Here is a 13253-nt window from a genome sequence, read left to right as displayed (position 1 = left end):
TGGCTCGTATAGTTGCTATTTTATCGTTTTTTGTCGAATAAGTGACAACGATGTTTATAATATCATACCATTATACTGTTTGTATATATCTTTTTGAATATTTTTTGCTTTTTCATGTTTTCTTCGTAGTTCACTCTGTTTTTCTTAAATTTGTTTAATTTTATAAATATAAATTCACTAACAATAGGTTAATTCCGCGAAGTTTGGACTTTTTCACGAAATAGACTCGCATTCTGGCGAAATCAAGACGGAATTTCACGAACTGGAAACAGCTGGGACTCCCTCTATGAAAAACAAGCCCCCGATCCAATGAGCGGGGGCTTGATCTATAATTATTATGATCTCCACGGGCTGCGGACGACATTTGTCTGGGTGCGGTCCGGGCCAACTGAGAAGATGGACAATGGAATTCCTGTCAGTTGTGAGATACGCTCGAGATAGTGTCTTGCGTTTTCAGGCAGTTGTTCTAGTGATTCCACATCTGTGATGTCTTCTGTCCATCCCGGCAGCTCCTCGTACACTGGCTCACATTCAGCAAGCGTCTTCAGGCTTGCCGGGAACTCTTCGATCAATTCGCCTTTGTAGCGGTATGCGACACAAATTTTAAGCGTTTCAAAGCCTGTGAGAACATCGATTGAATTAAGAGATAAGTCAGTGATTCCGCTGACACGGCGGGCATGGCGGACAACGACGCTGTCGAACCACCCGACCCGGCGCGGGCGGCCTGTAGTCGTGCCATATTCTCGTCCTACTTCACGGATCTGGTGGCCGATTTCGTTATCTAATTCTGTAGGGAATGGGCCATCGCCTACACGAGTCGTATAAGCTTTAGAAACTCCTACAATGTGGGTGATTTTCGTCGGTCCTACACCGGAACCTATTGTCACACCGCCAGCTACTGGATTGGATGATGTAACGAATGGATATGTTCCCTGGTCGATGTCGAGCATGACGCCCTGTGCACCTTCAAATAGTACGCGACGTCCCTCATCCAAAGCATCATTCAAAACAACGGATGTGTCGACCACATAATCCTTGATTTGCTGTCCATACTCGTAGTAATCGTCTAAAATATCCTCTAGCTTAAATCCTTCAGTTTCATAGATGCGCTCAAGCAGGCGGTTCTTTTCTTCCAGATTGCGAGTAAGCTTTTCTTCGAACACTTCTCGATCCAACAGATCAGCGATCCTGATACCGATACGGGCAGCTTTGTCCATGTATGCAGGACCGATCCCCTTCTTGGTCGTTCCAATTTTATTGGCACCTTTGCTCGCTTCTTCCACCTCATCAAGTTTCAAGTGATATGGAAGGATGACATGCGCGCGGTTGCTGATTCGCAGGTTGTCTGTCGTTACATTTTTATCATGAAGATAGGCAAGTTCCTTTACGAGCGCTTTAGGATCTACAACCATGCCGTTTCCTATGACGCTGGTTTTATCTTTATAGAAAATTCCTGATGGAATCAAATGCAATTTATATGTTTCACCATTGAACTTTATTGTATGTCCTGCGTTGTTCCCTCCCTGGTAACGGGCAATCACTTCAGCATTTTCTGAAAGGAAGTCAGTGATCTTCCCTTTTCCTTCGTCTCCCCATTGTGTACCAACTACTACTACGGATGACATATTAAAAGCACCTCCAAAGGTATACGGTTATTTTTTTCCGCTTTAAACATATAAAGTTTACCAGCAATAATAGTATAAAGTCAATTAAACACGAACATTAATTTTATATTATAATTATTTCGTTCGTAAAACCTCACATCCTATATAGACTTTCAGCCAAAAAAAGAATCAATCCATAAGGATCAATTCTCATTATGCCCCAGGTGGAGCATACGATTCGTCATACCTGTTTTCAATATTGACGAATTTATTGTATTCTTTTACGAATGCCAGCTTTACGGTTCCTACCGGGCCATTACGCTGCTTGGCGACGATGATTTCAATGATATTCTTATCTTCCGATTCCTGGTCATAATAGTCATCACGGTAAAGGAATGCTATAACATCGGCATCCTGCTCAATCGATCCGGACTCACGGATATCGGACATCATCGGACGCTTGTCCTGGCGCGATTCCACACCACGGGAAAGCTGGGACAGTGCAATAACCGGTACCTTAAGTTCACGCGCCAGCTGCTTGAGGGAACGAGAGATTTCAGATACTTCCTGCTGGCGGTTTTCACCTCCGCGTCCGCTGCCAAGGATCAGCTGCAGGTAGTCAATCATGATCATGCCCAGTCCATGTTCCTGCTTTAAACGTCGGCATTTTGACCTGATATCGGTAATTTTGACACCAGGAGTATCATCAATGAAAATTCCTGTATTTGACAGGCTTCCCATTGCCATCGTCAACTTGCCCCAGTCCTCGTCAGTCAGGGAACCTGTGCGCAGCCTTTGAGCATCGATATTTCCTTCTGCACAAAGAACACGCATAACAAGCTGCTCTGCACCCATCTCCAAACTAAAGATCGCGACATTCTCCCCAGTCTTTTTCGCAACGTTCTGGGCAATATTCAAAGCGAATGCTGTTTTACCAACGGACGGACGGGCGCCGACAATAATCAAATCGTTTCGCTGAAAACCTGCCGTTATTCGATCTAGCTCGATAAATCCAGTTTCAAGACCTGTAACAACGCCTTTGCTGTTATGCATTTCCTCAATATTATCATAAGTCCTGACAAGGACATCCTTAATATTATGAAAAGCCTCTCCGCCTTTACGCTGTGCAACTTCCATAATGTTCTTTTCTGCCTCGGCAAGTAATGCTTCCACTTCATCCTCACGCATATAGCCATCTTCAGCGATGCCTGATGCTGTCCGGATCAGCCTTCTCAACAATGACTTTTCTTCTACGATTCTAGCATAATACTCTATATTAGCAGCCGTCGGGACGGATGCAGCCAATTCACTTAAATAACTGACGCCGCCAACATCTTCAATCAGCTTAGATGATGCTAAGTGTTCTGTGACGGTCACAAGGTCGATGGCTCTGCCTTTATCATTTAAATCCAGCATAACGTTGAAGATTTTTTGGTGTGCAACACGGTAAAAGTCTTCAGGTAATAAAATTTCTGAAGCAAGAGTTAAAGCTGATGGCTCTAAAAATATTGCGCCAAGTACGGCTTGTTCCGCTTCCATGTTTTGCGGCGGAAGTCGATCCGCGAATAATTCACTCATCTGCCTGCCCCCTTACAAAATTGAAATTGACTCTTTCTCTACGAATTGAAAAAAGTGACCAGCAGAACCGATCACCTATTTCTGTAACTATATTATTTTATCATGTTTGCGGCTTTATGAAACTGTAAATTATTTTCCTTCTTTTACATGGACATTTAAAGTTGCCTGGACATCCTTATGAAGCTTTACTGGAACCTTTGTATATCCAAGTGTGCGTATTGCATCCTGAAGCTCGATTTTTCGCTTATCAAGCTTGATGCCATTAGCTTTTTGCAGCTCATCAGCAATCTGCTTGCTTGTGATTGAACCGAAAAGACGTCCATCTTCCCCAGATTTAGCGGATAATTCTACTGTAACTTTTTCCAGGTTTTCCTTCAAAGCTTTCGCATCTTCAAGATCCTGCTGAGCTACTTTCTCTTCTTTCTTCTGCTGTGCGTTCAGGGAACTCATAGCGGCTTGACTTGCTTCAACCGCAAGACCCTGTTTAATCAGGAAATTGTGTGCGTAGCCATCTGCTACATTTTTGATTTCGCCTTTTTTACCTTTTCCTTTAACGTCTTTCAAAAAGATTACTTTCATTCTTTTTGTCCCCCTTCTAAATAATCCTCTATCGCATTTTGTAAAAGTGCTTCTGCTTCATCCGTAGAAATGTCATACATTTGCGTTGCAGCATTGGTTAAATGCCCACCACCTTCGAGATTTTCCATGACCACCTGGACATTGATTTCCCCAAGTGACCTTGCGCTGATGCCTACCGTGTCTTCGGATCTTTTGGAGATCACGAAAGACGCTGACACGCCGTCCATCGTCAGGAGTGTATCTGCTGCCTGTGCTATCAGCACCTGGTCACAGTAAACATCATCATCGCCTTTTGAAATGACAATGCCATCACGGTAAAAATAAACATTCTCTATTATTTTTGCTCTTTTGATATAAGTATTAATATCTTCTTTTAAAAACTTCTGGACAAGAACGGTATCCGCACCATAGCTTCGAAGGTATGATGCAGCGTCGAAAGTACGGGCCCCTGTCCTTAAAGTGAAGCTTTTCGTGTCGACGATGATTCCTGCCAATAAAGCAGTAGCCTCAAGCATCTGGATTTTCCCATTCTTCGGCTGATATTCTAGCAATTCCGTTACAAGCTCAGCCGTCGATGAAGCGTAAGGCTCCATATAGACGAGCAGCGGGTTTTTAATAAATTCCTCACCGCGGCGATGGTGGTCAATCACGATGACGTTCTCAATCCGGTTTAATAGTCTTTCATCGATGACAAGTGAAGGTTTATGAGTGTCGACAACGACAAGCAGTGTGTCATCAGAAGCAATTTCATAAGCCTGTTCGGGTGTAATGAATCTTGAGTAAAGAGATTCGTTTTCCTTAATCTCATCCATCAAGCGCTGTACACCTGTATCAATCTCATTTTTATTATACACAATAAAGCCTTCACGCTTGTTCATTTGTGCTACTTTAAGGATGCCGATGGAAGAGCCAATTGCGTCCATATCGGGATTTTTATGTCCCATGATCAAGACCTTGTCACTTTCGATAACCAATTCTTTCAATGCATGAGAAATGACTCGCGCCCTTACCCTTGTGCGCTTTTCAACAGGATTTGTCTTGCCGCCATAAAACTTAACTTTGCCGTTAGGCTGTTTGATAGCTACCTGATCGCCGCCACGTCCCAAAGCCAAGTCCAGGCTGGACTGTGCCTGACTACCAAGCTCAGGAAGCGAGGAATAACCTGTACCGACACCAATGCTCAAAGTTAATGGAACATTTTGCTTCGATGTTGTTTCCCTTACTTCATCGAGAATCGTGAATTTTCCTTTTTCGAGCAGCTGGAGAATGTGTTCACTAAAAACAGCGATGAATCGTTCTGAAGAAACCCTCTTGAGGAATACTCCATTATTGGTAGCCCATTTATTTAAAATGGAAGTAACAAGACTGTTCAAACTGCTTTTTGTCTGATCATCCATTCCCTGAGTCAGTTCCTCATAGTTATCAAGATAAATAATCGAAATGACCGTGCGCTCATCATGGTACATTTTTTCGATTTCTGCCTGCTCGGTCACGTCGAAAAAGTAGAGCAGCCGTTCCTCAGGTTTGTGAATGATCCTGAACTTCCGGTCGTGAAGAGTAATGATTTCAGTTTCCACCTCTTGCTTAATCAATGGAATGAGCGCATCGGCTACATCATAAAGCGATTTGCCGACAAGCGAGTCTTCATTGAAACTAGCAGCAATGAAAGGATTCGTCCACTCAATATAATAATCGTCATTGATCAGCATGATTCCGATGGGCATTTCCATCAATGCTTCCTCGCCGACTTTTTTCACCCGATAAGACAGCGTGGAAATGTATTCTTCCGTCTCCTGCCTAATTATATGGTTCACTTGAAAAATGAGATATATCAACAGGCCAGTGAGAATGAACCCTGCCGCTCCTATAATCCAGTTATAGTAAGACAGAAATCCAATTAACACCAGTGTTACGGCCATCAATCCATACAATGGATAACGTATTTGCCGCCTCTCTAAATAAGAAGGCATGTGCTCAGCTCCTAAAGCGTTAGTTTCTGATTACTTCTTCTCCCCAAGACGTTTTCTTAAGTTAAACCCTAAATCAATTATACCTAATATCCTGACAATATAAAGAACAAATGGCAGGAGGAAGGTCAGGATAATGACGATGATTGGAACAGCTTTAGGATACCGTTTTATATGTGTTACATAAAACACTAATGATAGTCCTTGGAGAACCATCAACATCTGCAGTATGAATGTAAGATTGGAAATCGCCCAGAACCAGTAAGTCCCTTTTTCCGGCTGCATGATCAATGCTGCAATCATCGCGATGAGATAGTACCATAAGATACTTTTTGGCAAATTCAATTCCCTGAATGGAGGCCAGGATGGCACCTTGATCCCAAACCGCTTCAAGAATGGGAATGAGACTAGCTGAAGCAGGAACACAATCAAAAATGAAGCCATGACGAACATGCTTGGCATAAGCACTTCCATCATATCGATCATTGATTCAAATTGCTTAATGAGTTTCTCATCAGGGGTCTGTCCCATTTGCTCCAGCATTTTGATCGCCTGGTCGGTAGAGACACGAAAAGCCTCCATCAGTTCTTCAATAATATTAATTTTAAATAAGACAACCGACAATGCATATTGTGCCACTAAATTCAAAAGAAACACGAGGGAACCTGCTATGTATGCTACAAACCTGCTTTTCCCTTTCCTTACCATGTAACCGATCACAGCACCAGTCGTCCCATAAGCCAATGCAAGCGGTATTGCCAGGAGTGATCCTAGAATCATCGATAATAATACAGCTGCGAGCGTAAATACAGCTGTGCTTTTCCCGTCATACTTAGCACCGAAAAACAAGAATGGCAAAGAAAGAAAGAGGTTCACAACTAACCCCAGGCCAGGTATATAAAAAGTGATCAACAATAAAACCGCAAAAATCGCTAACAGGATGGCTCCTTCTGTCAGCTTGTATGTATTCTTCATAATCCACCTCATCGAAAAGCGCAAGCGCCTTGTTCAGCCCCGACAAGCGCTGGAGAGCCGACCGGTGAAGTCGTTCTTTGACTTCATTGGGCGGATCGAAGCGACTCGAGGGGCTAGGCGCTGGAGCTAGACATTTCTCAAAGTTAATACATGTATTTGAATGTAACAAAATGCGTAAACGCCTTGGTCAGCCTTAAGGTTCAAGTAATATATTATGACCAAAGTAGCAACCATCTTTAAAACAACCGATAAGAATTATTTTATCTTGTATGAATCAGACAAGCAACCGAAGCGGCATAAAGCTAATATAAAAGGCAGCGGGATGCCCCGCTGCCTTTTAAAATCCGATCATTATTCACCAGAAACGTATGGCAGTAATGCCATTTGACGAGAACGTTTGATTGCAACCGTCAATTTACGCTGATATTTAGCGCTTGTTCCAGTTACACGGCGTGGTAAAATCTTACCGCGCTCTGAGATGAATTTTTTCAAAAGATCAGTGTCTTTGTAATCGATCTTAGTGATTCCGTTTGCTGTGAAATAGCAAACCTTACGGCGTTTTGCACGTCCGCCTCTGCGTCCACCCATTGCCATGGTCATTTCCCTCCTTGTGTATTCTATTTCATGTCCTAGTTATATCAGAATGGAAGATCATCATCTGAAATGTCGATTTGGCCGCCACCTGCAAATGGATCTTCATCTACTTTTGTATAACCTTGGTTCTGGCGTTGATTCTGATTCTGGTTCTGATTCCCGAATGGGGAACCTTGATCATTTTGACGGGAATAACCGCTATCCCCTCTGTCTGAAGACTGTCCTTTTGGCTCAAGGAACTGAACACTCTCAGCAAGAACTTCTGTAACGTATACACGCTTACCATCTTGTCCTTCGTAGCTGCGAGTTTGAACTCGTCCATCAACACCTGCAAGGCTGCCCTTCTTCAAGAAGTTAGCAACGTTTTCGGCTGGACGGCGCCATACCACACAGTTGATGAAGTCAGCTTCTCTTTCCCCCTGCTGGTTGGTAAATGAACGATTTACCGCAAGAGTGAAAGTAGCCACTGCAACTCCATTCGGTGTGAAACGTAATTCAGGATCCTTGGTCAGACGGCCAACAAGAATGACACGATTCATCATCAGAATCAACTCCTTCCCCCCAGCTAGAATGTTCCATGTGAAACATTTTCTGCTGAAAGTTTATATTTATATCATTAATTATTCTTCTTCTTTAATTACGATGTGGCGAATGATATCTTCGTTGATCTTAGCAAGACGAGAGAATTCCTCAACTGCTGCCGGAGTAGCGTTTACCTTAACAAGCTGGTAGTAGCCATCACGGAAATCATTAATTTCATAAGCTAGGCGGCGTTTGCCCCATTCCTTAGCTTCTGCAACTTCCGCACCGTTTTCTGTAAGGATTGTGCTGAAACGCTCAGTAAGAGCCTTTTTAGCTTCCTCTTCAATGTTTGGGCGGATGATGTACATAATTTCGTACTTTCTCATCACTGTCACCTCCTTTTGGTCTAAACGGCCCCATTACAGGGCAAGGAGTAATTGTTTAATTACTCACAAGATGAAATTATATCACAGAATATATTCAAAGGCAACGCTATGTATAGCAATTCTGCTTTTCATATTCTGGGCTATTAATTCTCTTAATGAAATACTAACATATGTTCGTGTTTTTGTCCAAGCTATTTTCTCAGAAAATAAAAACAACGCCCTGCATTAAGCAGGACGAAATGAATTATACATTGAAACGGAAGTGGATGATGTCTCCGTCTTTTACTTCATATTCTTTTCCTTCAAGCGTACTTTTCCAGCTTCTTTGGCTGCTGCCATGGATCCTGCTGCAAGAAGGTCATCATAGTGGACTGTTTCTGCACGGATGAATCCACGCTCGAAATCAGAGTGGATGACACCGGCACACTGAGGTGCCTTCATGCCGTGACGGAATGTCCATGCACGGACTTCCTGGACGCCAGCCGTGAAGTAAGTTGCCAGTCCAAGCAGGCTGTAAGCCGCGCGGATCAACTGATCCAATCCAGATTCTTCAATTCCTAGTTCCTCAAGGAACATTTGCTTTTCTTCGCCTTCAAGCTCAGCGATTTCTTCTTCGATCTTGGCACTGATGACGATGACTTCCGCATTGTCTTTTTGTGCAAATTCGCGGACTTTTTGGACGTATTCATTTCCGCTTGGATCTGCGACATCTTCTTCACCTACGTTAGCTACATATAGCATTGGCTTGATTGTGAGCAAATGAAGGTGTTTAACGATTTTCATTTCTTCGTCAGTGAATTCAACTGCGCGTGCTGGTTGTTCAGCTTCAAATGCATCGCGCAGGCGAGCCAGAATTGGAAACTCAATAGTTGCTTCCTTATCCTTTTGCTTAGCCAACTTCTCGACGCGGCTGAATCTTTTTTCAACAGACTCCAGGTCAGCCAGAATCAATTCAAGGTTAATAACCTCAATATCGGAAATAGGATCTACTTTACCGGCAACGTGGGTAATATTGTCATCTGCAAAACAGCGGACAACCTGGCAAATCGCATCCACCTGGCGAATATGGGAAAGGAATTTGTTTCCCAGTCCTTCACCTTTGCTCGCCCCTTTTACGATTCCGGCGATGTCAGTGAATTCGAAAGCAGTCGGTACAGTCTTTTTCGGCTGCACAAGCTCAGTCAATTTAGTTAAACGATGATCAGGAACCTCAACGATTCCAACATTCGGGTCAATCGTACAGAACGGATAGTTAGCTGATTCAGCACCAGCCTGTGTGATCGCATTAAACAATGTAGATTTCCCAACGTTAGGAAGTCCAACAATACCAGCTGTTAAGGCCATCCATGTCACTCCTCTATTTAAAAATGTATCTATTCAAGCAAGAATCACCTAAACGAATTTTTCTCTCACAATTATAGAGATTAAGAAGGGAAAAGACAAGCTTATAAAAAACCGCACTCTCAATGAAAGTGCGGCAAAACGTTGATTATTCTTTTTCAACTTTCTCAATATTGACCAGACAATCATAAAGCGTGCTTCCGAGTCCGTTGTCTGATTCCCTGCTTGAGGTGAGCTGGTTAACGGAGCCGCCTAATCGGGCACTCAAGCCTTCATCAATATTCACAGTTCCCGGGTGGGCAGCCTTGAGGATCGAAACTGTTCCATGGATTTCGCCTCTATCATTCCAAACCCGGACATAGTCCTGGTCTTTCAGCCCCTTTTCAGCAGCCACGCTATTAGAAATCTCCACTTTCACATAAGGTTCTGGCTGGAACAGGTGGAAATGCTGCGAATGGTTGGAACGCAGCGGATGGATCGTCAGCAATGTATATGGATATTTTTCCGCAAGCTCAGGATTGGTCCATTTTGTTTCAGTTGGCAGCGACAGCTTGATACGGCCGTCAGTGACTGAACTTGAAGTGAATTCATACTTGCCGCTTGGCGTCTTGAATTTCCGATCTGCCAGGGAACCTCATCCACTGGCAATTCAGCAAATTTAGCATCACGAATTTTTTCGAGCGGGATGCCCTTCTTCAACAAAGAAGCCATCCCCATTTCCAAGAATTCTTCTCTTGTAAAATCGAATTCCTCACCAAAGCCTAATCTATTAGCCAGTTCTGCCCAGATCCATGCGTCCGGCTTCGCTTCTCCGGGGGGCTCTACCAGCTTCGGACCGTGATTCACATAATGATGGTACATCGATGAATAGTAAACATCTTCTACCTCAAAAGCAGTTGCTGCCGGTAACACATAATCCGCTAGCTCTGCTGTATCCGTCATGAACTGGTCGATAACCACCAGTGTTTCCAGCGATTCAAACGCCTCTCGCACTTTGTTCGTATCCGGAACTTGGGTCAGCGGATTGCCGCAAGTGACGACTCCCATCTTGATGACAGGGTCAACCGCCGCCAAAATCTCCTCTGCCTGTTTCATCATTGTGAATGTACGGGTGGACTTTTTCCGTTCGGGCATGGTCATATTCTGGTAGTCAAAACTTTGCCCTACCTGCTTGTTCGCATAGTTGGCGCCGCCGCCTGGAATGCCGATATTGCCGCTGACAGCGACCAGAGCATCCAGCAGCCTGATTGTATTCCCGCCATTTTCATAGCGCTGCATACCAAGTCCCATAATGGTCGAGACTGGCCGGTCACCATATACCTTTGCAAGATGAGTGATGGTCTCAACAGGCACCTCGGTCACTTCGCTGATGTAGTCCAATGTTACGCTATCCAGCAGTGCCTTTAAATCCTGGAAACCAACTGTACGAGTTGCCAAAAACTCATCATCATGCAACTCCATCCTTAGCAGTTCCTTCATTATCCCAGCTGCCAAAAGTCCGTCAAAGCCTGGCTTGATGGAAATGTATTCATTCGCCAGCTTAGCTGTTGCATTAAAAATAGGATCGATCACATAAACTCTTGTGCCTTTCTTTTTCACAGACTGCAGGTTTTGAAAAAGATGCATATTCGTACGTGCAATATTCCTGCCCCAAATGACGACATGCTTACTGTTCGCCAAATCCCCTGGTGAATGGCTGTAGCATCGCCAAAATCCCATTTCTGTGCCTCAATCCCGGCTCCCCAGCAAATTGAACCGGTCAGTTCTGTCACACCGCCGTATAAGTTGAAAAAGCGGCTGTCGAGATGGGAGAGCAAACCACTGTTGGCGTAATCATGGCTATGCAAAACGGTAGTGGTTCCAAAGCTTTCTTTATAATAGGACAGTTTTTCCGCAATCTCATCCAACGCCTGCTTCCATGAAATCTGCTGGAAACTGCCTTCAACTTTTTTCAGCGGATAAAGCAAGCGATCTTCTGAATTCGCCCTGTTCTCAAGCATCCTGCCGCGGCCGCAAATTTTCCCCTGTGTGATCGGATGCTCCGGATTGCCTTCGACCTTTGTTACCTTCCCATCCTCGACGGTAACAAGGAATCCGCAGCTGTCCCAGCAATTCAGCGGACATGCTGAATGATGTATTGGTGCCACTTCCTCATCTCCCCACTTATTCTCTATATCGTTCATATTTTTAATATTAAGGATAATACAATAATGATAATAAAAGAAGCAGGATTATTCTCCCTGCTTCGATAAAACTTTCTTTACTTTTCTTGTGAACTCTTTTCTGGGAATCAAGACACTGTGTTCGCAGCCTTCACACTTGATTCGGATATCCATGCCAAGACGGATGATCTTCCACTTGTTGGTACCGCAAGGATGTGGTTTTTTCATTTCAACAACATCATTCAGTTGAAACTCGTGATCCAATAGTAAAACCTCCTTGTTTATTTACCGAAATCCTTCTGTTCTCCACCTTCCTGGCGGGAGTACATGACCATTCTTGGGAATGGGATTTCGATTCCGTGCTGGTCGAGGAGAAGCTTAATGTCCTTGCGAAGCTGTCTTCCGATATACCAGTGCTTCATTGGCAAGGTTTCAGCAACGATTCGCATAACCACCTCTGAAGCCCCAAATTGCTGGACGCCTAAGAGCTCTGGTGTCTTAACAAGCTCTGGATACTTTTCAGGTGTTGTTTCCAGGTATTCCTGCAGAACTTTTTCAGCGTATTCTATATCTCCTTCGTAAGCAATTCCGATATCCAGAACCGATACACTGTTATAAATCGAGAAGTTGGTGACTTCAACGATGCTGCCATTAGGAAGGATATTGATTTCTCCTGTAAAGCTTTTAATCTTCGTCGTCCGCAGTCCGATTTCCTCCACAGTTCCTTCAAATTGTCCAATTCTTACATAATCGCCAACCGAGAACTGGTCTTCAAAAATAATGAAGAAACCGGTAATGATGTCTTTCACCAGACTTTGGGCCCCAAAGCCGACTGCCAAACCGACGATCCCCGCACCAGCAAGCATTGCCTTAACATCGATTGCCATCGCAGCAAGAATGGACATAATCGCAATAAAATAGACAACATATGTTAGCATATTTTCAAGCAATTTCATCAATGTCGCTTCACGCCGTTCCGTAATGCGCAGCGGCCCTCTCGTCCTGATCTTGAAGAAATTGCGTATCGCAATCTTTCCGATTCGGATGAACAAGCCTGTGATAATCAGGATCGCGATAATTTTCAAAACACTTTCCCCAATCGCAAACCAGAGGCCCTCATCCATTAACTTTTGGCTGAATTTATTAAAAACCGCTTGTGTCTTAGTCAGACTTTCTTCTGTTTTGCTCATATTTTCACCTGCCTGCAAAATTCTTGCTTACTTTAAGCTATAACAGAGTCACTTTATAAACGTTATGTAACAAACTAGTAAGTTTCATACAAACACAATCATTTTATCAAGTTTTATAATGTAGTTAAAGAAGGCTGTTTCTGCAAGTTGATGCCATAACGAAATATTTACAACTCAAAGCATGTTTTAATTATATTATCCTAATATAATCTTATTATTTTCCGATAGAGTCCAAACCATTATAAAGAGTTTTTTAAAAATAAGTCTTTATTCCTCAATAAAAGATTCACTGCTCCAAAAGACCCTGTTTAATTCTTTCTGTTTACAGGTATGTATAGATTACAAAAAAAGTCCG

General features: G+C 43.4%; 11 protein-coding genes and 2 pseudogenes. 1 reads left to right on the top strand and 12 read right to left on the bottom strand.

Translation table 11 applies throughout. The annotated features are described in order from the left end of the window. Nucleotides 1-335: 335 nt before the first annotated feature. The 5 genes from JCM21738_RS12505 to JCM21738_RS12485 all read right to left on the bottom strand — a co-directional run bounded on the left by JCM21738_RS12505 (nt 336) and on the right by JCM21738_RS12485 (nt 6703). Entirely contained in the window at nt 336-1625 is a 1290-nt protein-coding gene (locus JCM21738_RS12505) for an adenylosuccinate synthase (RefSeq protein ID WP_023613392.1), read from the bottom strand. A 192-nt stretch (nt 1626-1817) separates the two neighbouring features. Next, on the bottom strand, nt 1818-3182 hold the full coding sequence (gene dnaB, locus JCM21738_RS12500) for a replicative DNA helicase (protein ID WP_023613391.1): 1365 nt from the start codon (nt 3180-3182) through the stop codon (nt 1818-1820). A gap of 129 nt (nt 3183-3311) precedes the next feature. Continuing rightward, complete coding sequence (rplI, locus tag JCM21738_RS12495) at nt 3312-3761, bottom strand: 50S ribosomal protein L9 (protein ID WP_023613390.1); 450 nt, start codon at nt 3759-3761, stop codon at nt 3312-3314. Beyond that, nucleotides 3758-5731: a DHH family phosphoesterase gene (locus JCM21738_RS12490; RefSeq protein WP_023613389.1), complete on the bottom strand. Its 1974-nt coding sequence runs from the start codon at nt 5729-5731 to the stop codon at nt 3758-3760. The genes rplI and JCM21738_RS12490 overlap by 4 nt, the downstream gene beginning before the upstream one ends. Before the next feature lie 30 nt (nt 5732-5761). Then, nucleotides 5762-6703 (bottom strand): YybS family protein, encoded by a 942-nt coding sequence (locus JCM21738_RS12485; protein ID WP_023613388.1) that lies wholly within the window; start codon nt 6701-6703, stop codon nt 5762-5764. Between JCM21738_RS12485 and JCM21738_RS24385 the strand changes: the two genes are divergently transcribed. Further along, nucleotides 6687-6833 (top strand): hypothetical protein, encoded by a 147-nt coding sequence (locus tag JCM21738_RS24385; RefSeq protein ID WP_156315517.1) that lies wholly within the window; start codon nt 6687-6689, stop codon nt 6831-6833. The genes JCM21738_RS12485 and JCM21738_RS24385 overlap by 17 nt on opposite strands. A 221-nt stretch (nt 6834-7054) precedes the next feature. On the opposite strand, the gene rpsR is transcribed toward JCM21738_RS24385, so the two are convergent. The 7 genes and pseudogenes from rpsR to JCM21738_RS12450 form a co-directional block, all read right to left on the bottom strand. Beyond that, nucleotides 7055-7291 (bottom strand): 30S ribosomal protein S18, encoded by a 237-nt coding sequence (rpsR, locus tag JCM21738_RS12480; protein WP_031307629.1) that lies wholly within the window; start codon nt 7289-7291, stop codon nt 7055-7057. Between the two features lie 50 nt (nt 7292-7341). Continuing rightward, entirely contained in the window at nt 7342-7839 is a 498-nt protein-coding gene (gene ssb, locus JCM21738_RS12475; protein ID WP_023613386.1) for a single-stranded DNA-binding protein, read from the bottom strand. Nucleotides 7840-7917: 78 nt separating this feature from the next. Further along, complete coding sequence (rpsF, locus tag JCM21738_RS12470; RefSeq protein ID WP_023613385.1) at nt 7918-8205, bottom strand: 30S ribosomal protein S6; 288 nt, start codon at nt 8203-8205, stop codon at nt 7918-7920. A gap of 310 nt (nt 8206-8515) precedes the next feature. Further along, nucleotides 8516-9549: pseudogene (gene ychF / locus JCM21738_RS12465) on the bottom strand (redox-regulated ATPase YchF); the annotation flags it as partial. Between the two features lie 145 nt (nt 9550-9694). Then, a pseudogene (locus JCM21738_RS12460) lies at nt 9695-11693 on the bottom strand (molybdopterin-dependent oxidoreductase). 84 nt (nt 11694-11777) lie between these two features. Beyond that, on the bottom strand, nt 11778-11972 hold the full coding sequence (locus JCM21738_RS12455; RefSeq protein WP_023613382.1) for a DUF951 domain-containing protein: 195 nt from the start codon (nt 11970-11972) through the stop codon (nt 11778-11780). A 17-nt stretch (nt 11973-11989) separates the two neighbouring features. After that, the gene (locus tag JCM21738_RS12450; RefSeq protein ID WP_023613381.1) at nt 11990-12898 is read right to left on the bottom strand and encodes a mechanosensitive ion channel family protein; all 909 of its coding nucleotides are present in this window, start codon (nt 12896-12898) and stop codon (nt 11990-11992) included. Nucleotides 12899-13253 lie beyond the last annotated feature (355 nt).

The organism is Mesobacillus boroniphilus JCM 21738 (assembly GCF_000517385.1).
Classification (GTDB): Bacteria; Bacillota; Bacilli; order Bacillales; family Cytobacillaceae; genus Mesobacillus; species Mesobacillus boroniphilus.
Note: the sequence above shows the minus strand (reverse complement) of the source record. Positions and strands in the feature narration are given on the sequence as shown.

Bases quoted from the DNA above. Each gene is read 5' to 3' on its own strand.
- rplI (WP_023613390.1), bottom strand. From the start codon at position 3,761: ATGAAAGTAATCTTTTTGAAAGACGTTAAAGGAAAAGGTAAAAAAGGC.
- JCM21738_RS12490 (WP_023613389.1), bottom strand. From the start codon at position 5,731: ATGCCTTCTTATTTAGAGAGGCGGCAAATACGTTATCCATTGTATGGA.
- dnaB (WP_023613391.1), bottom strand. From the start codon at position 3,182: ATGAGTGAATTATTCGCGGATCGACTTCCGCCGCAAAACATGGAAGCG.
- rpsR (WP_031307629.1), bottom strand. From the start codon at position 7,291: ATGGGTGGACGCAGAGGCGGACGTGCAAAACGCCGTAAGGTTTGCTAT.
- JCM21738_RS12485 (WP_023613388.1), bottom strand. From the start codon at position 6,703: ATGAAGAATACATACAAGCTGACAGAAGGAGCCATCCTGTTAGCGATT.
- rpsF (WP_023613385.1), bottom strand. From the start codon at position 8,205: ATGAGAAAGTACGAAATTATGTACATCATCCGCCCAAACATTGAAGAG.
- JCM21738_RS12450 (WP_023613381.1), bottom strand. From the start codon at position 12,898: ATGAGCAAAACAGAAGAAAGTCTGACTAAGACACAAGCGGTTTTTAAT.
- ssb (WP_023613386.1), bottom strand. From the start codon at position 7,839: ATGATGAATCGTGTCATTCTTGTTGGCCGTCTGACCAAGGATCCTGAA.
- JCM21738_RS12505 (WP_023613392.1), bottom strand. From the start codon at position 1,625: ATGTCATCCGTAGTAGTAGTTGGTACACAATGGGGAGACGAAGGAAAA.